Here is a 22,336-nt window from a genome sequence, read left to right on the forward strand (position 1 = left end):
CTTTCTAGTTCCTGTCCTGTTGATATAGTATATTCAGAAACTTCGAAAAAAGTTCCAACCCCACTTTAATTTGTTGAAGATGAGGTTGGAGTGTTCGTTGGTGTCGCCCCAGGGGATACAGCCGGACTTGAAGAAGCTGCTTCCTGTACAGTGTACACCTTGGTTACATTCACACCATCTTTTTCAGTCACGTACGTAAACTTCGAGCTGTCCGCAGACCATTCACCAGAAATCCAATTTCCTTCTAGCGGATAAGAGTTTACGGCTAACCGTTCTTCCGCTGAGCCCTCTGGCGACTTCTTATAAATCACAAGCTGCAGCCCAACAAATTCTATAGCATACTGACCATCAGGAGAAGTCCAGGTCTGCACATTAGGATCTTCAGAACTGCTTAAGCTCATAACTTCCCGTCCATAGTCATAAGGAATCTTTAAAGAATCCTCCATCAGCGGAGCAGAATCAGCTGCGCTGTCTGAATTCATATCAGCAGTTTGTTCCTTATTATCCACCTTTAGCTGATTGCTACTGGCGTTGCTAGAATCTGAATTATGAGATTTCGTGGCGACATCCTGCCTTGGCGGAGCAATCTTCGCTGTCGGCTTAGGATCTGCGCTTTGAGGCGGTTCAGTGATCGACCGCCCTCCAGCTCCCGCATCAGCTGCATCCGCCGGTGCACTTGGCATCGAGGTAGGGTCCACTAGTCCCGTCGCTCTATCTAAAGCGGCGTTATCTTCGTTCATCTCCGGTGCATCCGTCTTATACTGCGCAGCGCCCTCGTTCTCTCCACCAGCTGCAGGTGAAGCTCCATCAGAGTTAGCAGTAATAGAAGCTTGTGATTCCATTGCTGTATCCTTAGTATCATCGCTGGCTGTTTTAGCACTATCCTGCATCCTTTGTTCTACTTCTGCCCCAGGCATTTTATCGGGCATATTAAATATTGCGATCCCTAATAGAACGGCAGCTGCAATAGCTCCAATGCCTGTCCGTGTTGCTATAGAGGTTCCCTTGGAAGGTTTACCGCGGGAGCTTTCACGTGAAAATGAGACAACAACCGGCTCCTCAGATCTCACAGCACTCTGTTCACGACTGCTTCGATCCAATTCTGCAAGCTGAGGTAAAATAGAGTCAACCAGACTAAACGGGGGTTTCACGTCTGGCAACTGCTCCAATTCATTGGAGAGAAGTGTCAGGCGCTCAAAGACTTCCGCGCAGGAAGGACAATTATCGATATGACGGAACATCTCAACAATCTCATCTTGACTCAAATCTTTGTCTAAATAGCGGTGCATCCATTCCATCACCTCCGCGCATTTCATCCCGATACACCACCTTTCTGGTACTCCTGAAGTCTATTCTGCAGTTGCTGTCTAGCCCGAAATAAGTACGATTTCACTGTATTCAAGGGCAAATCCAGACAATCTGCAATCTCGTTGTAAGAAAAATCCTGTAAATAGCGCAGGACGATGACTGTCCGATGATGCTCGGGCAATTGATCAATCGCTTCGCGTATATCCTCAGCTAAATAAGAGGATAGAACCTCACGTTCCACATTGTGTTTATCCTGAAACACCATTTCATGTTCATCAATAGAAACTGTAGGTTTAGTTCTTCTGAATTTATCAATGCAAATGTTAGTGACGATTCGCTGAACCCACGTTTTGAACTGGGCCTTCTCCTCATATGAGCCGATTTTTGTATAAACCCGGATCAAGGCTTCCTGAGATGCATCTAACGCATCTTGTTCATTATGCAAAATGTAGAAGGCCGTTTTATATACATGTCCTTCAATTTCTCGCAATAGGGTGATTAGAGCGTCGCGATCGCCCGCTTGAGCGGCTCTGATGAGTCCCTGCTCCACCACGAAGGTTCCCCCTCTCTATGCAATCTTACTGACGCGCAAGACTGCGAATTTGTTGCAACCGTGTAATTAATATTTTTAGAATACCAAACTTTTCTTAGAACGTCATGTTAAGCCAGCCGTTACAACGCGCTATCCCGCATTGCACAGCCAATAATTCCTACTAAGCATACAGGGGAAACAACAATCATTCAAATACTCTTTTTCACTATCTTAGTAACAAAAATGACATCAAAAGAAACGGCCTATCCCCTTGTCGGAAATGAAGCCGTCTGTCTTAAATATTACCCTCCGGTATCGAGCAAGAAACTCTATTTATAGAGCGCAATTTTGCAGAGCATAAAGACCGCGTAGTTTTCCCTAGTCTCATCATCCACCACATAGGCTTCTCCATTCTCAAATAATTGAGGGTTATTGTAATTGCGCTCTAATCTGTAGATCTGCCCTTCCGTCACCTTACAACCATGGAATGCCGACTCAATTTCTACGTACTCAGCATCATCTTCATCCGCTGCTTGATACAGCTTTTTATCATTATAAGCAGGCATATACTCACTCCCGGCTGGATAATAAATCCTGACGTTCAGTCCATGTATCACTACTCTTCTATTATATAGTTTATTATCTTTATCCCGATTCTATACTTTCTAAAAAGCATAGAATAAAAGGAATATGGACAGCTCAAAGAAAATCAACATAAAAAGGCTGCATGGCCAACGTCTGTCAGCCACACAGCCTATAAATAAAAACGCGAATCCGGATTTCAATCTCCGTTCGAACTATACATTAAATCCCTTTTATCTCTTTAAACTTCGCCACATATTGGGCGGCAAGATCGGTAATCTGATCATATCGGCCATTCTTCGCCGGTGCAGTCAAATTCCCCCCAATGCCCACAGCCATGCAGCCGTTTGCAATCCACTTCTCCATATTGTTCAAATCCACGCCACCGGTCGGCATAATATTCACATGTGGCATAGGACCTTTAACCGCTTTTACATAATCCGGCCCGAAAGCACTGCCAGGGAATAGCTTAAGCACATCCACGCCGTACTTTAGCGCTTCCTTCATTTCATTTAATGTCATGCAACCAGGCATATAGGGAATGCCGTAAAGATTACACATCTTAGCTGTCTCCACTTCAAAGGAGGGACTAACCACAAACTCTGAACCTGCAAGAATGGCTATTCTAGCTGTTAAGGGGTCCAAGACAGTTCCGGCGCCAATCACCGCACGACTTCCGTACTCAGCAACCAATCTCTTAATCGCCACATCCGCGTCTGGTGTAGTAAAAGTTACCTCAATATTATTTAGACCGCCTTCTATACAAGCAACGGACATCTTAAAAGCTTCCTCAGCACTATCTGCTCGAATAACCGCTACAACCCCGACGGATGCCACATTCTGCAATACTTTCATTTTCTTCATCAGTAGACTCCCTTTCTCTTGGTACGATCATAGATAAACAGGAAATACTTTTTTAGATAAACTTTTTTATTAAATTTACTAATTATTGCGTTTTGTTCTATAAGGAAATAGTAATAACAATACGATTAACAGTCAATACATTTTTATTACATCAGGTGGAAATAAGTAATAAAATATATGAAAAACCTTTATAAAACAAGGGTTTACGGAAATATTATTTTCTTTTCACGAAAAAAGTTTTTTGGTTAACAATCATTCTTTTATTGTACAAAACCGATTTATGTGATAATTTCAAATTACAAATCATTATACTGGGATAAAATCATTACCCTAGGAGGAACTAAAAATGAGTAAACAGCTGGATGCCGTCACTTTCGGGGAGCCGATGGCGATGTTTTATGCGAATGAGGCCGGTCCTCTGCATGAAGTATTTTCGTTCTCCAAAGCATTAGCAGGTGCAGAAAGCAACGTGGCTACAGGCTTGTCGCGTTTGAATCATCCTACCGGTTATGTTACGAAGCTTGGCGAAGATAACTTTGGCACATTCATTGCTCAGGCGATGAAGAATGAGAACATTAATACGGACAATATTACTTTTACTAAAGAGTATTCAACAGGCATGCTTATCAAATCGAAAGTGGTTACCGGCGATCCAAAGGTCGAATACTTCCGCAAAAACTCCGCGGCCTCCACGCTTAGTCTGGAGGATTTCGACGAGGCCTACTTCAATTCCGCAGGACATCTGCATGTTACAAGTATCTCCGCCGCTTTGTCCAAGAGCTGTCATGAATTTTCTGTTCACGCTATGGAATTTATGAAGAGTAAAGGAAAGACGATCTCTCTGGATCCTAATCTGCGTCCTAGCTTATGGCCGGATACAGAAACAATGGTGAGTACTATCAATGATCTGGCTACACGCTGCGACTGGTTCCTGCCGGGACTCGGTGAAGGTAAAATCCTTACCGGACTGAGCACACCCGAAGAGATTGCAGACTATTACCTGGAGCGTGGCGTAAGCTTAGTCGTCATCAAGCTTGGCCCTGAAGGCGCTTACTATAAATCCTCTGCTGGGGAAGGTTACGTGGACGGATTCAAGGTGGAGCAGGTTGTTGATACGGTGGGTGCAGGTGATGGATTTGCGGTTGGCGTAATCAGTGCGATGCTGGAAAAGCTTCCGATTGCTGAGGCCGTCAAACGCGGCAATGCGATCGGTGCGTTAGCCGTCATGTCGCCAGGCGATATGGATGGACTTCCCACCCGTGAGGAACTTGCGAAGTTTATGCAACAAGAAGTCTAATAATTGCAAAAAGACACAGAGCAGCGATTCTCCGTTATTGGAGGAGCGCTGCTCTGCTTTTTGGGTTGCTGATTGGCTGCTATTGCTATGCTATGCCTTTGGCTTTGGCTTTGGCTTTGCTATGCTAAGCTTTTGCTATTGCTATTGCTATTGCTATTGCTATTGCTATTGCTATGCTTCAGCAGTGTAATCACTTCGCTCTGGGGCTTTCGGACCCAAAAGACGCTATTTGCAATTTTTTTACCTTTGCGGCGTAGTTTCGGACTCCAGTGACACTATTCCTTATGAAAAAGGGCATTTAGCATGTTTTCCATGCCGATAGCTGCGATGGGGTCCGATAGTACTCCAAATATGGGATTATACTGCATATAAGGTCAGCTGAGTCCGATAGCGACTTCTTACGCGAAAATATTACCCAATCAAACCCAAGTTTAGTGTTTAGATAAAGTTAGGTCCAATAAAAGGGGGAGTGCCCAACAAGCTAAGAAATAGCTGCTGGGCACTCCCCTTTTTATAGTTCAAACTTATTTGTAAGACTTCACCGACTGCCCTTGCTGCAAGGTCGGCGGGAAACGGTATGTAATTGGAACAGAAGCTCCCTTATCCTCGATACAAGAGAGTATAATCTTGGCAGCCTGCATCCCCATCTCGTAAGCAGGCTGACGGATTGTCGTAATGACCGGATTATAAATTTGCGCGAATTCCGCATCATCTATCCCGATAACCGACAACTGTTCTGGAATAGAGATGGCATTTCGATTCGCATATTTCAGAATTTCCGCTAGTGTGATGTCGTTCGTAGCCAGCAGTGCAGTTGGCGGCTCCGGCAGTGCTAATAAGTGTTCCAGCCCCGAAGCTAATTCCTCTTTGGATACACTGCAAATATACTCCTCACGCAGCGTTATGCCCGCTTCTTCCATCGCTTTTTTGTAGCCGCTAATCCGCTCTTTCCGAGGGGTAATCGCATGCTCCCCAATTGGGAGGGACACCAGAGCAATCCGCTCATGGCCTTGCTGAATTAGCTGCCCTACGCCTATCTTTGCCGCCATTTCATTATCCAGCAATAGACTCTGCGTGGTGATTCCATCTACCAGACGATCCATAAAGACTAGCGGGAAATCAGCCTCTACCAGCTTGCTATAGGCAGACGGGTTATTCCCTGTAGGAAAAATAATCAGCCCATCCACCTGACGAGCGATTAAGGTTTCTACATATTTGCTTTCTTTCTCCGCATTCTCATCTGCGTTGCATATGATCACTTGGATTCCGTGATGCTGCAGCTCATTCTCAATCGCCCGGATACATTGGATTGACAGCGTGTAGTCAATATTAGCTACGATGATCCCGACCATATGCGTCCGGTTCTGCTTCAGACTGCGTGCCAGACCATTTGGCTGATAATTAAGCTCCTCAATTACGGCCTCAATCCGGTTTTTCGTCGCTTCGCTCATATATTTAAAACGTTTGTTCAAAAATTGGGAGACCGTACTTTTCGAAACTCCCGCTTTTTGAGCCACATCATCAATCGTTAACTTCTTCATCGCTTCGGCTCCACTCTTCTCAAAAGAAAATACTTTATCAAAAAGTATAGCTTTTATTTAGTGATTTATCTACTAGGGAGTCTGACTGTAAAATTCCTGATACAGCTCATTTTGTCGCTCTTCTGATAAAAATGCCCAATCTTCATCTAACCACCCTGGTCCACCTTTCGTAAGAATATCCGCTTTATAAAGTTCTCCATTCATCTCATATTCCATGGTTAACGATTGTCCATTAATGTCTCTAAATCCAATGGTCGATGCAGGTGTTTGAATGCTTAAGGTCTCCATATCATAAAGCACTGTTTTGTCTTGGTATGTCTTATCTACCGGGTATTCTAGGTAACTAAATACGATCAGGTCATGCTCCTTATCCACTGCGATTATTGACTTATATTCTAATAGCTCCCAATCAAAGGACGTAAGCTCTTTCGGTACCAAAGATTCTCCTGTCGCTGCTTTTTTAACATTTAGAATAAAAAATCTACCATTCTCCATAATGCCTGAACCTATAGTCTTCGTATAGGTAAATAGCAGAGCGTAATCGCCCGCTCCAAAAAATCCACTCAAATATTGATAAGTACTTGCCCCTCCTGCATAAAGAGGTAAAGTATAAATCCTAGTAGCTGAAGAAGCCGATAATTCCGTCTGGTCCTTCGAGCTCAGGTAAAGAGTGAACGGTTCTGTAGGATGTGTGTACTTTGGCTTCTTGTAGTCCACCATCGGGGGTGGCGGCGACCAAAGGATTCCCGCTGTTGTCTCAACGGCATACGCTTTACTCTTATCTCTGTTCATTGGCAAAGGCATGTAGTATTTCTTACCGCTAATCTCAAATTCTACTGGACTTGTCGGAGGCTCTATCGCTTTATCATTAGTTGCAGGACTAGAAGAAGGCAGTATGCCTGCGCCTTGTGACTGAACGGATGACGAATGGATTGGCCCTGTGTTTTTCCATATGCCCATAGGGAAGGTAAGCGCACCTATCAACAAAATCGTAGCCAGACTGGTTAACACCATATTTTTATTTATCCAATAACGTTTGTAAGCTGAACTTTTATTCGCAGCAGCCTGTTCGATCCGCATCATTAACTCAGGCGTAAAACCATCTTCAATGAAAGGATTTTTGCCTGCTTGCGCATACCAATCCGTCTGCCCGATCATCACTGGATTACTATCATCGGCGTTGCGTTTCATTCCCTCTCCTCCTTCTGGATAGCCTCTTTAACCTTATCTCTCGCCCGCGCGAGCCGAGATTTCACGGTTCCTTGTGCTACATTCAGCAAATCTGACATTTCGGCAATGGATAATCCATGTTGAATATCTAGCACAAGCACCTCTCTGTTCTTCTCTGGAAGGGTCATAATAATTTCCCAGATACGGTTCGCATACTGATTGCCAAGGGCTTCATTTTCCGCAGAAGGTGCATTAACAGCAATAGGTTGATCACCCAAGGCTATGAATCTGCGCCAAAAGCTATTTTTGCTCCAACTGAAGGCCGTATTTCTGGTAATCGTAAGCAGCCAGGTTTTCATCGAAGATTGCCCCCGGTATTTCCCAACATTCTTATACGCCTTCAAAAATACTTCTTGGCTGATATCATTTGCCTGCTCTCGACTTCTAGTTAAGAAAAAAGCATAATTCCACACATCCGAGCCATACGCCTCCATCATTTCCCGCAAACTCATTGCGGGCGCGTACGCTGCTGTATATGGTATCTCTTCGCTTAGCATGTTTCGCCTCACCTCTTGCCTAATAAGACTTTCCAAACTTGAAAAAGTTCCCTCTAAAATAAAAAAATAGGTCATTTATTAAAAAACACCACCGATGAACGTTTAAGCGTTCACTAGTGGTGTGTGGATATTTTTTAAAGAGAGCTGAATTTCTCCTGTAGCCGCCGTGCAAGCTCATCGTCTGATAACGGATTACGATGCGTATTTTCCAGGTAGATATGCTTTTCGGTCTCGGGCATCAAATATTCCTTATACCATAAAAACATATCCGGACTATCCCCCTGAATCCGCAAAAATTTACGGGCCGTTTCTACATGATCTATAGTGTTGGCAATATTGGTCAACCAATCAGCCCGATAAAAATGCTCCCACTGGCCGATCTCTGCCCGTAAAAGAGCCTGCTGGCCCTCCTTATAATCCCAAACCGCATGAGAAGCTTCGATAAACGCCTCTGGAAATCGCTCTTCTTGGTAACACATATACGCCTGGCAAAGAGAGGATAATCCTCTGCACCCGCTCCAATGCAGCTCAATTTGAACTAGCAGTTGAACATGCAGCCTGTTTCGCTCTTTTTCGGGTAAAAGTTCCATCACCTCTAGGCACTGCTTTCGCAGCAGATACCAAACTAGTATTACTCGCTCAGCTCGATCCCTGAACCATCGAACCTGCTCTACAAAAGGAACATCCCCTGCGGCCCAGCGCAGTCGCTCATCGCTCTCCGTCTTATTTTGCAGCCAATGCCCTATAATCTGCCTTGCCGGATGATGATAGAATTCATCGCCTGCGCGGTCGTCAGCATTAGGACCATATACTATGGTGTTTTTGAAGTAGCTTTTGTACAATTGTGCAATTCGCCCCTGCTGCGCTGTGTAGAAACGGTTAACGAAGGTCTGAAGCTGTTCATCAGCATCTGCTGTTCCATCCATCCACAACTTTGCTGTCAGATCTAATGTATAGAGATGAGGCAAAATATTCCCTGAATTCACTAGCAGATATTCACTAGCTCCTGCCGCAAATGCCCCCTGTAATTCCTCCACTATAAAGGACGGATCCGTTGGGAATTGTGTTAGATGATTGGAGGCCTGCAAGTCGTGGAAGGTGACGTGGTAATATACCCCGTTTTTGCCTTGATCTCCTGCCTCGGGTAGAGCAGGCACGCGCAGATTCAGATGGCCATGTCGTCGCGACACCATTTTACCGTATCCGTTATCCGCCCATATTTTAATAACACCTTCTGGCACTTCGATCTTTCCTTGTTTATACAGCTCCGCAATTTCTCCGTACATCGCCATACAGCACACAGGCTGGTCCACATATTCACAGATCATTTCGTATTGCTTGCGAACTACAAATGAGATCAAATCGCCCTGTTTCTCCGGAGTATCAAAAGAGGGATCATTCTCCCAAAAAGGTTTATCACCCTGTCCGCGGAAAGAGAGCACCCAGAGTGTTTTTTCATCTTTTTGCCGCTCGATGGCCTCTCTCCACAGCTGTTCAAACAATTCTGGATATTCTTTATAACTGGCTTGCTTGCCCGGAAAAGCACGCAGGAACATTTGCGCGCCAAGCGGCTCCGCATGATGATGTGTGATCCACAGTCCCATATCCACCGCAAGCTGATGATGAATTCCGTTTCTCGGCAAATCCGTCCCGGGGATTACCATATTTCCACCACAGCGCAGCAGCGCTTCAAAAACAGGCTCCCATACCTCCGCCGTCGGAGGATAATCCTCCTTCCAGCCGATAAGACACACTTCATCATTCACGAACCAACCTCGGTAGCGTACCTTTGGCTGAATGCTGTTGTAATCAGAAACAGGTAGATTGATCGCATCTTTCTTAACAGGAGGAAGCTCCGCCCAGAACCAGAAGGGATCGACACCAAGCACGTGGCGGCTATAATGAAGCATCCCATAAATAATGCCCAATTCATCGCGGCCGATAATATGCAAGATCCGATCCTCTTCACTACCTGTAAAACGCAAACAAAAACCCTCCGCCCATTCCGGGCAGCCATCATCCTCTGTCGCATAACGAATAATTACAGTAGCAGCTGCTCCTTGTACCGGAGCTTTTCCGAACACCTGCTCATGATCCCTGGCGATCATCCGCCAAGCATGTCCAATTGGATTACTGCGTTCCACTTGAACATCATATACACTTTCCGCTGTGACTCTAAATTCTGCATATGTATTCACTATCGCTTCATCTCCTAATTCGCTACAAAACACGGAGGACACAAGCTTCTCACCACCGCACTTTGCAACATAGTTTAAGTAGGCATAGAGTTTACCAGAATCTTCTATCTCTATTATAAAGCGTTTACATAAATTGTGCATGCCCGTGTAATAATTACTGGAGGAGGACGACGGCTACTGGAGCTACTGCGTTAGAGCAGTAGGTGCTAGAGAGGGACAACAGTTATAGTATTAGAGCAGCTGGTGCTAGACAGGACAACAGTTACAGTATTAGAGTAGTTGGTGCTAGAACAGGGACAGTAGCTACTGCGTTAGAGCAGCAGGTACTAGACAGGACAACAGTTACATTATTAGAGCAGCTGGTGCTAGACAGGGACAACAGTTACATACTTAGAGCAGCTGGTGCTAGAACAAATGGACTGGGATCATCAGCAAGTAACAGGAACTTATGTGAAAGTTAGTATCGCTACAACGATAATATGTAACTGAGGTGCTTTGATATGTTCATATGGAGCGTTTAGTTGCACTTTGTGCAACTAAAAAAGATCTTTCCAGCTCATAAAGTGATTTAGTTGCACTACATGCAACTATTTCTGCTCAAAATTAGAAAATAGGCGTTTTTCCAAATTTTAAGTGTACAAAGTGCAACTAAATGAAGAACCAGCTACTTTAAATTACGATCTATTGCACAAAGTGCAACTAAACAAGGTTTTAGATTTTATAGTGGTGTAAAAGACCACGAAAGGAGCTTTAAAGGGGCCTTAAAGGGACTTTAAAGGAGCTTATAGAGTCTGCGAAAATTAACATACACCACCCAGCGCTCAATCACATTACTCGACTACCTCCCTAATCCGCTCCCTCCGCAAACTATGACGCACAATAATCCCGTCGGCCCGCACACGCATCTGAATCTCCCCCTGCCGATCCGTTCTAAAAATAGCAGCTTGATTAGCTTCCAAACGTTCCAATACCTCAGCTTTCGGATGACCATATAGATTATTTACTCCTGCAGAAATTACAGCAGCGGCTGGGTGCCAAAACTGCAGCCAAGACTCGCCTGTTGAAGTTTTGCTCCCATGGTGAGCTACTTTTAAAACGTCAATGGCAGGTCCTGCGTTAATGCCCTTTTGCAGGGCTTGCTGCACAATCTCCTCCTCGGCTTCCAGATCCATATCTCCGGTAAACAGAAAATTTCTTCCGTTCATCTCTAGACGAAAAACTACAGAATCGTGGTTCTGATCCTCCAGCAGTGGGATGCTATTCAGCATAGAAGAACCTGACGCCGCCCCCTCTCTATCTTGTTCTTCCGGCCATAAAAAGGACAGCTCCGTCTTATCATCCGGGGAAAGCCTCATTCCCTGATGTACGGCATACAGTTGAACATTGTTCTCCAGCGCAGTCCGCATCATCTCCATATAAGATTCACGGTCAGCGAGTGTGCCATTAAAAAGCAGTGCCGAAACCGGAATCGCCTCCATAACGGCTTGGAGTCCCCCGGCATGATCCTGATCCCCATGAGTCAAAATAATCGCGTCCAGACGGTGGATCCCACGTTTTTTAAGCAAAGGCACCAACACTTTAGCCCCTACCTCGAACGGGCTGCGGCGAATGCGCCATTCTTCTTTTTGCTCAAAATTTAACGTTCCTCCACCATCTACAAGAATATGAGCTCCTTTTGGTGTAGTGATGAGGATACTGTCGCCTTGCCCGATATCCAGGTAACTAATCGTCCCTTTAACCGCCTGACGTTCTGACTGATAACCCTTGTACAGCATTAGGCCCAGTCCAACCGCAGATAGTAGAACAATCGCTCCGCTCCAACGTACAATCTTAGGTTCATCCAAAAAATACTGTGCGCTCCCCGTTCCCCCAAACCCGCCGTGCTTGTTCACAGATAAACCAATCTCAGCTAACGGCCTCGTCTCATCCTCCATATACTGAGGTGTTGCGCGGGCTTCTACTCTTAGCCTGGCAGCATACAACAGCCCATACAATAAGACATAATACACTCCTATCCACAACAGTGAAGGCGAGCGCCAAATCAGAACTCCGCCAGCAAAACCATTAATCCATTCAACCGCATAAAAAGTAACGTTATTCAGCAGCTCCGTAATATGTGCCAAAAAAATCGCGGCATCTCCCCACAATCGTCCAAGCAGTAGCGCAAGCGTTCCTAACGGCAATACGATAAAAGTAATAAAGGGCACAAAAACCAGATTAGCCACTAAAGACAGCAGAGAAAATTGATTAAAATAATAAATCGTCAATGGAAATGAGACTAACTGGGCAACTAGAGTCACAGAGACGGCACTTTTAAGCCAGCGTGGCAGTGCGCTCAGCAGAGGGTCCATAAGCGGAACGTAGACCATTAATCCTAAGGTCACCAGAAACGACAACTGGAAACTGACACTGAGCAGCATGTAAGGATTCCAAATCAGCATAACCAGTGCCGCTGCAGCCAAAATATTCAGTCCATCCTTCAGCATGCCAACTCGTGCAGCGAGCAATGCAATCATACTCATTAATCCCGCACGCACGATAGACGGACCCGCACCTGTCAACAGGACGTATACAGGAACGAGCACTAAGGTGACTGTTAGCATGGTTTCTTTTGTCATCCGTAAGCGCCTGAATATAAATAAAAGAACACCAACATACACCGCAACATGCATACCTGAAATGGCGAGGATATGTGTCAAACCAAGTTGTGAGAACTGCTTAAAGGTATCCGGATCGAGATCATCCTGCATCCCAATCACCAAACCCTTCATATATCCAGAGTGGCGCGCTTGAAACAGCCGATCCGTCTCCGCTCCAAGAACTGCCCGCGCTTTATCATTCCAGCGTAAGATCATTAACGGATTCCATGAATCTGGAGCAGTTGCTTGCACATTTTCTGCACCTTGACTCTTTAGAAGCCAGTGAATCTTCTGCGTATGCAAATAGGCCCGATAATCAAACCCTCCGTAATTCCGCGCTGTTGCTGGCTCTTCAAGTACACCGTTTAGCGACACCTGATCCCCTCTGCGCCACTCCGCAGCAATAGCGATTTCTTGCTCGGCAAGTAGTTTGATCTGCACCATAATTAACTCCCCATGCACTCTTTTATCTTGTTCATCCCGCGGATCAGGTGAAGCGGCATCTTCCTCAGTAATCAACGATAACTCTGAGATCTTCATCGTGAAATCAACCCGGTCCCCGTCCCGTTCCACAACGGAAACTATCGTCCCCTTAGCCTCCACGGCAGTCTCATTCAACTCCGACAATAATCTCCCTAGCGCTTCAGGCAGGTGACTTAAATTACGGCCTTCATTCCATTCCCAATATCCAGCGGATAAACTAATCGCCAAACAAAATATCGCCAGCTGTTTCCAGCTCATGTTCACCCAAACTCTCATACTAACCAGTAAAAATAGTAATCCAGCCCACGCCAACCATAAGCTAATCCCTGAGAATAAACACGCTGCTGCACTTCCAGCCAACCAACACACTGTAAAACCTAATAAGGGTCTCTCCTTCAAGCCTCCATTCTCCTCCTTTCGCAAGATAAAAAAAAGAACCTCTGCATACGCCATAAAAGCGCACGAGAGGTTCTTCCTCAAGCCATCTTATTCAATTAGGGTTGTACAATACAGCTACTCCGCTACTTTAATCATCGTTTCACTTGGCGGCTCATAATTCTCCAATTGGCGAAATACGATGCCTTTGGCAGCCATCATTGCTTCTACCTTTTCCATATCCTTACGGTAAGGACGATAATACACAATCTCCACAATACCGCTATTAGCCAGCATATTTGCACAGGTCCAGCAAGGTTCATCCGTCACGTAGACGGTACTGCCTTCCCGGTCAATCCGGTCTGTGAATAGCAAAAGATTCTGTTCGGCATGAATCGTGCGAATGCAGCGCTGTTTCTTCACCATAGTCTCTACGCCATCCACGATCTCCATCTCATATTGCTCCGAGAGCATACAACCTGCCTCTGAGCAATCAGGTACGCCCATTGGCGCCCCGTTGTACGCGGTACCAAGCAGCTTCTTGCCTTGCACCAGTACAGCACCTACATGTCGTCGTGAGCAGCGTGAACGAGTTGAGACCATACAGGCAATGTCCATGAAATAAGTATCCCAGTCTTTACGATAGGCAGTAGTCATAATCAATCTCCATATCCTTCTAAATAGTTGTTAACTATTGTAGCACATCCCCGCAAGTTTTCACTAGGACAACGGTTGTGGCACTTCCAACGATCTTCATTTCTTATTTATCTTCAAAATATTACTAAAGCTTTTAACTTCTCCAGCATTTTAGGTCCTATCCCCTTTACCTTCCCCAGATCAGACAGGCTGCGAAAGGTCCCTGCACGGTTGCGGTAATCCATAATTGCCTGAGCCTTCTTTTCTCCGATGCCCGGAAGATCCATCAGCTCCTTAACACCCGCAGTATTCACATTTACTTTACCTTCCTGTGAAGCTGCTGATATGGAAAGCTCAGTCGTCTCCTTAGCCGCAACAACTTTATCCCCTGCTGGCGTTTGCTTCCCTGCAATGTTTGGCGTTTGAACTTCTGCCCCTGCTGGTGCTTGGCCTTCTGCCATTGGCGTTTGGCCCGCTCCTTCTGCTCTCTCCCCCGTAACTGCTGTCGAAGCTTTTTCAGCTGCCGAAGTTTGGTCAGCTTGTTCTGCTTGCGCTGCCTCCTTAACCTTCTCACCTTTTTCAGCATTCCCAGCAGCTTCAGCCTGCCCTGCATCTTTCTCCAAATGTAGCTTATTTCCCTTCGTCTGATGACCTCCCTCACTGCCCCCAGCAGCTGGAGCGGAACCAGACTCAGCGATTCCAACCGCTTGCTCCATACCAACATTCAAAGTCTCCCACCCGGCAATCCCGGAATCGCCCTTGCTCCCTGCCGCCCATAAAAGCCCACTTCCTATTACAGCAGCAGCCACTCCGAGTACGATACTTCCTTTATTCATATTACTTTCCTCCTCACAAAAATTCTTCTTATGCCTTTTTGTGAATCTTCATACATTCCTGCGGCTGGAAACTCCTTTAATAATTCATACAAAACCTGTCATCTGTCCAAGTCTATCCTGCATACATATAACGAAGAGCATTCATGTCAGTTAGTAAATAAGCAACGCTAGAAAGGAGGAACCACAGGTGAAAGTTGGATTTATCGGAACAGGCAGCATGGGCAGCCTGCTGATTGACGCCTTTCTTTCTTCCGGAGCCCTGAATCCGTGCGATGTACTCGCCAGCAACCGCAGTCTGAATAAACTGCTGGAGCTAGAAGATCGTCATCCCGGCATAAACTTATGCGGAAGCAATAGTGAAACAGCGACTGGAAGTGACATTGTTTTTTTATGTGTAAAACCGCTGGAATTCAAAACCTTAACAGATGAGATCGGCCCTTATCTCCGCAGCGATCAAATCGTCGTATCCATTACAAGTCCCGTTCAATTGCAACATCTGGAATCCGCTTTGCCGTCCAAAATAGCCAAGATCATCCCCAGCATTACACACTGTGTCAAAAGTGGGACATCACTGTGCATATTTGGCAGCAGGCTTAATAAAGAAGACAGGCTCGTGCTGCTGCAGCTGTTGTCTTTCATAGGTGTTCCTTTGGAAATTCAAGAGGCCCATACCCGAATCGCTTCTGATTTCTCCAGCTGCGGACCTGCGTTCTTGAGCTATTTCATTGAACGCTGGATTGAAGCTGCGGTGGAAGTTACCGGGATTGAAGAGACGTTAATCAGCCGGCTTGCAGGTGAAATGCTGCTTGGAACAGGCAAGCTGCTAACAGAAGGAGAATTCACCCCGCAAGAGCTTCAAGAACGTGTAGCTGTCCGTGGTGGGATTACCGCAGAGGCACTGAACCATCTTCGCATTAGCCTTGAGGGCGTATTCGAACGTCTCATCATGACTACCCATGATAAATACGATGAGGATGTTACCAAGCTGGATGCGTTATTTGGGCATGACGGTATTATTCAAAGTCCCGTAGACCGTTAGAAAACAATAAAACCCGCAGCACGGAATTCTCCGTTGCTGCGGGCAATATTGCGTTCTTCGCTTAACCCACTACGATATTTACAAGCTTGCCAGGAACCGCAATGATCTTGCGTACGGTTTTACCTTCTACTGCTGCACTCACATTCGGGAGTGACAACGCATGAGCTTGCATCTCTTCTTGACCCATATCCTGAGGGATCAACGCGCGTTGTACGATTTTACCATTTACCTGAATAACGATTTCAACCTCAGCATCCACCGTCCATGCTTCATCATACGTTGGCCAAGCCACGTAGCTGATACTTCCTTCGTGACCGAGCAGCTGCCACAGCTCTTCAGCGATGTGAGGCGCCAGTGGTGACAACATTTGTACGAAGTGTTCAGCAGCTTCTTGGGACAAAGTTTCTTGCTTATAAGCATCGTTAATAAAAATCATCAATTGGCTAATTGAGGTATTGAAACGCAGATGCTCGAAATCATCAGTGACCTTCTTAATGGTCTTGTGCCAAGTGCGTTTGAACTCGTCAGTGCCACCGTCTGCTGTGATTTTGGTGCTCAGCTTACCATCTTCACTCACGAACAGGCGCCATACACGGGACAAGAAACGGTGAACTCCTTCTACACCCTTTTCATTCCAAGGTTTGGTTGCTTCCAGAGGGCCCATAAACATTTCATACACACGCAGCGTATCTGCACCAAATGCTTCCACAATCTCATCAGGGTTGATGACATTTCCGCGTGATTTACTCATTTTTTCATTATTATTTCCAAGAATCATACCTTGGTTAACCAGCTTATGGAAAGGTTCTTTTGTTTCAACTACGCCGAGATCATAAAGCACCTTGTGCCAGAAACGTGCATAGAGCAAGTGAAGCACGGCATGTTCCGCTCCACCAATATACAGATCTACTGGAAGCCATGCTTTTTGCTTCTCAGGGGAGCAAAGCTCTTGATCGTTTTTCGGATCAATATAACGCAGGTAATACCAGCAGCTGCCCGCCCATTGCGGCATGGTGTTCGTCTCGCGGCGAGCCTTCATGCCAGTCTCAGGATCGATAGTTTCCACCCACTCTGTTACATTAGCAAGTGGAGATTCCCCTGTACCCGAAGGTTTGATTGCCTCTACATCTGGCAGTACCAGCGGCAGCTGATCAACCGGAACAGTCTTCATTGTGCCGTCTTCCAAATGCAGAATTGGAATGGGCTCTCCCCAGTAGCGTTGACGGCTGAACAGCCAGTCACGCAGACGATAGGTTACTTTGCCTTTACCTACGCCCTTCTCTTCCAACCAAGCAATCATCTTAGCAATCGCTTCTTCATTCTTGAGTCCATTCAGGAAATCAGAATTGACATGCGGACCATCTCCGGAATAAACCTCTTCTTCAACGTTACCGCCTTGAACGACTTCCACGATATTCAGACCGAATTGTTTAGCAAATTCCCAGTCGCGAGTATCGTGACCCGGAACTGCCATAATTGCTCCCGTTCCGTAACCAGCAAGCACATAATCTGCAATCCAGATTGGCACCTTCGCACCATTCACAGGATTAATTGCATATGCGCCTGTGAAGACACCGCTCTTCTCTTTCGCCAAATCCGTACGCTCCAGATCGCTCTTACGAGAAGCTTTTTCACGATATTCTGCCACAGCAGCACGCTGTGCTTCAGTTGTAATCACATCAACAAGCTCATGCTCTGGTGCCAATACGCAGTAACTTGCCCCGAACAGTGTATCTGGACGTGTAGTAAACACGGTCAGGTTAGCTTCGTGACCTTCAATGTTAAAGTTCACTTCTGCACCTGTTGATTTCCCGATCCAGTTGCGCTGCATATCCTTGATGCTTTCGGACCAATCCAGCTCTTCCAGATCCTCCAGCAAACGCTCAGCGTACTCTGTAATTCTCAGAATCCATTGACGCATCGGTTTGCGCACGACAGGGTGACCTCCGCGCTCACTTTTACCATCGATAACCTCTTCGTTGGCAAGTACCGTACCCAGTGCCTCACACCAGTTAACAGGTACTTCTGCTACATAAGCCAGGCCTTTGTTATACAACTGGATAAAAATCCATTGTGTCCATTTATAATAATCCGGATCTGTCGTACTGATCTCGCGGTCCCAATCGTAGGAGAAACCCAGCGATTTGATCTGACGGCGGAAATTATCGATGTTCTTATCGGTAAAATCACGTGGATGCTGGCCGGTATCCATCGCATACTGCTCTGCCGGAAGTCCAAAAGCATCCCAGCCCATCGGATGCAAAACGTTGAAACCGCGCATCCGTTTGTAGCGAGAAACGATATCCGTCGCTGTGTAACCTTCTGGATGACCTACGTGCAGTCCTGCACCTGACGGATACGGAAACATATCCAGTGCATAAAAATTGGGTTTTTCAGGATCTTCTCCTGTCTTAAAGCTTTTGTTCTCATCCCAGAATTTTTGCCATTTCGGCTCAATAGCCTGCGCCCGGTATCCAGTAGCGGGTATGCTATTTGTTTGATTGTCGCTCATTGTCTGCTCCTCCTTGGAGTGTTACTTCTTAGATTTCTTATTTCTTAACCAAGCATATACGCCCTCGTTGTCTTTATAAGGACAGTAAGCATTTATGCGGGAAATATAAGACATGAAGTATTGCGTGAAACGTATACTCTCTTATATTTACAAAAAAACCTCCCATCCCTAGCGTATTATCGCTAGGGACGAGAGGTTATAATTCCCGTGGTACCACCCTAGTTAGCGGCTGAATATACTTTATTCTGCCACTCACTTTGCACCCTTTAGCGGGGGTGAGGCGACGGCGGTTCATTCATGACATCCATTATCTCTTATGGATATCCTGTAAACTTGCACCGTTACTCCGAGGTGAGTTCACTCTGTTCCGTTAACCGACTCGCACCTTAGTGCCGGCTCTCTGCAATAACGGTATAGAATTAATACTCCTCATCATCGAACAACTATATACTGAGTCATCAGTAATATTCCCCAACATTATATACAAAACTGTTATCAATAGTCAATGATTATCCCTTTATACAGGCTTTCGTTTGATTAAAAACGCCATAAAGTGTTGAATAACGACTTTTGCAGCTGCAAAGAACGGTACAGCAAGGATCAGTCCAATCATCCCTGCCAGTTCACCACCTACCAGCAATGCAAAGATAATAAGCAGCGGATGCAAATGTAGCGTCCTGCCTACTACCTGTGGAGAAATAATATTGCTCTCCACAATTTGGCATAAAGTGTTTACCACAGCAACCAGTAGAACTAATCGAAAAGAGACGGTCGAAGCCATCACAATAGCAGGTGCAGCCCCTAGAAAAGGTCCCATATACGGAACAATATTAAATACTGCCACCACACTGGCGAACAGTAAGGCATAAGGCATTCCGACGATAGCATAGCCGATATAGGCGAGCACACCTATAATGATGCAGACCAGAAATTGTCCGCGAATATAATTGCCGAGCGCGGCATCAATATCTTTTAACAAAGTAACAATAGACTTGCGGCGTGCGCGGGGCAGACAAGAGACCACCGTCCGTTCAAATACATCAAAATCCTTCAGAATATAGAACACCAGAAACGGCACGATAAAAGCATTGAACAGCAAATTAATCGTTGTCCCTATGTTATCGAGAAAATGCGAAATCCCTTCGGCCAGACGATTCTCCAGTTGAAAAAACCAGTTGTTCATCCCCATTTCAACCCCAGGTGGTATTAGCCTTGTATTCATATGGCTCATCAGGCCTTGGGCTTGCAGTGTGATCTCAGGCAGGTGTTCATTTAACTCTTCAAGCTGCTCAATAAACATCGGGATAAGGTTGATGGCGATCACGGTAATCGCTGTTAGAAACACTGCATATATAAGTAGAACAGCTACGCTACGCGGCATCTTCCGTCCGGCCAGCATACTAACCACGGGATTCAGCACATAGGAAATAATCATAGCTGCCAAAAATGGAGCAAGGATTGCCTTTAAGAATACAAAAATCCCCTGCAGCATCGGGCGAAGCAACCAAACAAAATACAAAATGATCAGGGATAGCAGCACTCCGATCATCCAGCGGAACCATTTACTTTGGGACCATTGTTCCATGAGAGTACCCTCCTGCGGTAGAGCCTGGACTAGCTTCGTAAATAAGTATATGTATGGCCGCAGCAAAATAACCATCAAACACACAAAAAAGCGTCAATAACCTTGCAACTGATTTCAGCTGAAAGGAAATTGACGCTTAAGTACATAGAGCAGTCTTGCTTACAAAGCAAGATTCATAGTTAAGACGACGCATGAATTTGCGGGAAATCCTGGGTCATATCATCCCCGGAGAACAGGTCGTCCAGTGAGCTTAGTGTGCCGTCTTCTTCAACTTGATAAACCGACATTTTCTCGCCATTTACCGTCAATTCGATGAAACAGCCCCAGCAATAAAACTGGTGGGAACCGATCTTTCCGATATCTTTGGAGTTGCAGTTTGGACACTTCATATAATACATTCCACCTATCCGTTAACAATATTAATGGCTTTTTGTAGCCGTTCTTCGCTCATCGCAGGAACCATTAATGCATTCTCACCAATGGACATCTCGTCAGAACAAGGCAGCCATTTGCGGCCTTCGATCAAATCAGTGACAAGCCCGTCACTAATTTCCAGCGCTCCTATTGTGTTTCCCAACTTTTGGTCAAAATAAACATCAGATATTCGTCCGAGTATAGTTCCAGTTGTAGTTAGCACTTTTAAATCCTTAAGTTTGTTCTTTCCAAGTAGAAAAGTACAAGGTATATGATCGGCATCTATCTTATCAATCGACTCTTTACTACGAATCATGACAGCATCCTCGCCGTAGGCCACAATATCTTCCCATGCCACAAATTTCACATGGCCACCAAAAAAAGATTTGCTTTCCAGTTCAATACCCGTAATATTCCAGTTTGAATCGAGCAAAATATCGACAATTTTGCCGATTGCGTTACCCTCTTCAACTTCATATACAGCCAAGCCGATCAGATCTTGAAGTTTCATGGCTGCTCGGTCTCCTCACTTTGAGTGTAATTACGAGTTCTCAAAAAGTGAAAGCCCGAATGATCGGGATACCTATCATAGCCTAGAAGTAACTAGTCTCTGATACGCAGCCGATTCAGAATGGTTTCAACTTTTCGAGCAACGTACTCAATTTCTTCAGTAGTATTACCCAAACCCATGCTAAATCGAATCGCGGACCCTAAAATATTTTCTGGAAGCTCCATTGCTCTCAGAACATGGGATATTTCCAGTGATCCTGACGTGCAGGCTGAACCGCTTGCCGCCGCAATCCCGTCCATATCCAGGTTCATCAGCATAACATCTGTTCTAGCTCCCGGGAAGCTCAAATTCAGTATACTTGGCAAAAAATGCTCGGTATTGCCGTTAATCGAATAACTTTCCCGGCCAATCAGCGTATCCAGCTCTTCAAGTAGTCTATTGCGCAGGAGCTGCACTTTTTGTCGACGTTCTGATAGACCTGTAACTGCTATCTCAACAGCCTTGGCAAATCCAGCAGTACCTGCTAGATTTTCTGTTCCGGCTCGTCTGCCGCGCTCCTGAAGGCCACCGTGGAGTCTTGGATGCAGCGGTGCTCCACTCCGCACATAAAGGCCACCGATCCCCCCAGGTCCATTGATTTTGTGAGCTGTAAAGCTCATGTAATCTACCGGAAGCTCCCGCAGTGTGATCGGTAAGGCACCAAGAGCTTGTACAGCATCAACATGGAACAGAATTCCCCGCTCTCTGGCAAGCTGGCCAATTTCCCGAATCGGCTGAACGGTTCCTACCTCATTATTGGCATACATTACACTGATTAGCACCGTGTCTTCCTGCACCGCTGCTTCTACGTCTGCAACGGATACTCGGCCTGTAGAATCCACAGGAAGATAAGTAACCTTAAAGCCTTCCTTCTCCAGCTCTTCGCAGGTATGTAGCACCGCATGATGCTCTATCGCAGAGGTGATAATATGATTGCCTTTCTGGGCAACAGCAGCGACAGCTCCATAGAGGGCTAGATTGTCGCTTTCGGTTCCGCCGCCAGTGAACACCCACTCTTCCGGCGAGCAGCCTAAAAAGGCGGCGATAGTATCGCGCGCCCCATTTAATATTTTCTTGGCTGAACGTCCGAACTGATGTACACTGGACGCATTTCCATATTGTTCTGTCATTATATTCAGCATGACCTTGGCCACCTCGGGATGAACCGGAGTTGATGCGGCGTGGTCCAAATAGATGGTTTTCATCATTCATTTCTCC

At 45.8% G+C, this 22,336-nt stretch carries 18 protein-coding genes; 2 read left to right on the plus strand and 16 right to left on the minus strand.

The features are described from left to right. Window positions 1–65: 65 nt before the first annotated feature. From NYE58_RS28495 to NYE58_RS28510, 4 genes are all read right to left on the minus strand, one after another. A complete protein-coding gene (locus tag NYE58_RS28495; RefSeq protein ID WP_341003615.1) occupies window positions 66–1,316 on the minus strand; it encodes an anti-sigma factor family protein in 1,251 nt (416 codons plus the stop codon). Then, window positions 1,313–1,861, minus strand: coding sequence for an RNA polymerase sigma factor (locus tag NYE58_RS28500; protein WP_036677530.1), 549 nt, complete (start codon window positions 1,859–1,861; stop codon window positions 1,313–1,315). The genes NYE58_RS28495 and NYE58_RS28500 overlap by 4 nt, the downstream gene beginning before the upstream one ends. A 308-nt stretch (window positions 1,862–2,169) precedes the next feature. Beyond that, window positions 2,170–2,406, minus strand: a complete 237-nt coding sequence (locus tag NYE58_RS28505; protein ID WP_038572950.1) for a hypothetical protein — start codon at window positions 2,404–2,406, stop codon at window positions 2,170–2,172. Window positions 2,407–2,644: 238 nt separating this feature from the next. After that, on the minus strand, window positions 2,645–3,286 hold the full coding sequence (locus NYE58_RS28510) for a bifunctional 2-keto-4-hydroxyglutarate aldolase/2-keto-3-deoxy-6-phosphogluconate aldolase (protein ID WP_038572952.1): 642 nt from the start codon (window positions 3,284–3,286) through the stop codon (window positions 2,645–2,647). A 346-nt stretch (window positions 3,287–3,632) separates the two neighbouring features. On the opposite strand from NYE58_RS28510, the gene NYE58_RS28515 reads away from it, so the two are divergent. Beyond that, window positions 3,633–4,583: a sugar kinase gene (locus NYE58_RS28515; RefSeq protein WP_076221033.1), complete on the plus strand. Its 951-nt coding sequence runs from the start codon at window positions 3,633–3,635 to the stop codon at window positions 4,581–4,583. Between the two features lie 524 nt (window positions 4,584–5,107). Here NYE58_RS28515 and NYE58_RS28520 read toward each other — a convergent pair. The 7 genes from NYE58_RS28520 to NYE58_RS28550 all read right to left on the minus strand — a co-directional run bounded on the left by NYE58_RS28520 (window position 5,108) and on the right by NYE58_RS28550 (window position 15,018). Next, window positions 5,108–6,124 carry a LacI family DNA-binding transcriptional regulator gene (locus NYE58_RS28520; protein ID WP_076179378.1) on the minus strand — a complete coding sequence of 339 codons (1,017 nt, stop codon included), beginning with the start codon at window positions 6,122–6,124 and terminating at the stop codon, window positions 5,108–5,110. A gap of 72 nt (window positions 6,125–6,196) precedes the next feature. Beyond that, on the minus strand, window positions 6,197–7,315 hold the full coding sequence (locus tag NYE58_RS28525) for a hypothetical protein (protein WP_076220529.1): 1,119 nt from the start codon (window positions 7,313–7,315) through the stop codon (window positions 6,197–6,199). Beyond that, the gene (locus NYE58_RS28530) at window positions 7,312–7,851 is read right to left on the minus strand and encodes an RNA polymerase sigma factor (protein ID WP_076220530.1); all 540 of its coding nucleotides are present in this window, start codon (window positions 7,849–7,851) and stop codon (window positions 7,312–7,314) included. Before NYE58_RS28530 ends, NYE58_RS28525 begins: the two co-directional genes overlap by 4 nt. A 134-nt stretch (window positions 7,852–7,985) precedes the next feature. Further along, entirely contained in the window at window positions 7,986–10,049 is a 2,064-nt protein-coding gene (locus tag NYE58_RS28535; protein ID WP_256719040.1) for a glycosyl hydrolase 115 family protein, read from the minus strand. An 830-nt stretch (window positions 10,050–10,879) separates the two neighbouring features. Beyond that, complete coding sequence (locus NYE58_RS28540) at window positions 10,880–13,570, minus strand: ComEC/Rec2 family competence protein (protein WP_341003619.1); 2,691 nt, start codon at window positions 13,568–13,570, stop codon at window positions 10,880–10,882. Between the two features lie 114 nt (window positions 13,571–13,684). Next, complete coding sequence (locus NYE58_RS28545; RefSeq protein WP_076137388.1) at window positions 13,685–14,203, minus strand: deoxycytidylate deaminase; 519 nt, start codon at window positions 14,201–14,203, stop codon at window positions 13,685–13,687. Window positions 14,204–14,316: 113 nt separating this feature from the next. Further along, complete coding sequence (locus tag NYE58_RS28550) at window positions 14,317–15,018, minus strand: ComEA family DNA-binding protein (protein ID WP_341003621.1); 702 nt, start codon at window positions 15,016–15,018, stop codon at window positions 14,317–14,319. 187 nt (window positions 15,019–15,205) lie between these two features. Here NYE58_RS28550 and comER point away from each other — a divergent pair, with 187 nt between their 5' ends. Then, window positions 15,206–16,057: a late competence protein ComER gene (gene comER / locus NYE58_RS28555; protein ID WP_036677548.1), complete on the plus strand. Its 852-nt coding sequence runs from the start codon at window positions 15,206–15,208 to the stop codon at window positions 16,055–16,057. Window positions 16,058–16,118: 61 nt separating this feature from the next. On the opposite strand, the gene leuS is transcribed toward comER, so the two are convergent. The 5 genes from leuS to NYE58_RS28580 all read right to left on the minus strand — a co-directional run bounded on the left by leuS (window position 16,119) and on the right by NYE58_RS28580 (window position 22,323). Continuing rightward, entirely contained in the window at window positions 16,119–18,569 is a 2,451-nt protein-coding gene (leuS, locus tag NYE58_RS28560; RefSeq protein ID WP_076277227.1) for a leucine--tRNA ligase, read from the minus strand. A 517-nt stretch (window positions 18,570–19,086) separates the two neighbouring features. Next, a complete protein-coding gene (locus NYE58_RS28565) occupies window positions 19,087–20,154 on the minus strand; it encodes an AI-2E family transporter (RefSeq protein WP_036677553.1) in 1,068 nt (355 codons plus the stop codon). 179 nt (window positions 20,155–20,333) lie between these two features. After that, window positions 20,334–20,543, minus strand: a complete 210-nt coding sequence (locus NYE58_RS28570; RefSeq protein WP_036677557.1) for a hypothetical protein — start codon at window positions 20,541–20,543, stop codon at window positions 20,334–20,336. A 14-nt stretch (window positions 20,544–20,557) separates the two neighbouring features. Next, on the minus strand, window positions 20,558–21,079 hold the full coding sequence (locus NYE58_RS28575) for a PRC-barrel domain-containing protein (RefSeq protein ID WP_036677560.1): 522 nt from the start codon (window positions 21,077–21,079) through the stop codon (window positions 20,558–20,560). A 92-nt stretch (window positions 21,080–21,171) separates the two neighbouring features. After that, the gene (locus tag NYE58_RS28580; RefSeq protein ID WP_341004308.1) at window positions 21,172–22,323 is read right to left on the minus strand and encodes a cysteine desulfurase family protein; all 1,152 of its coding nucleotides are present in this window, start codon (window positions 22,321–22,323) and stop codon (window positions 21,172–21,174) included. Window positions 22,324–22,336 lie beyond the last annotated feature (13 nt).

This window comes from Paenibacillus sp. FSL L8-0708, from assembly GCF_038009325.1.
GTDB lineage: Bacteria > Bacillota > Bacilli > Paenibacillales > Paenibacillaceae > Paenibacillus_AQ > Paenibacillus_AQ odorifer.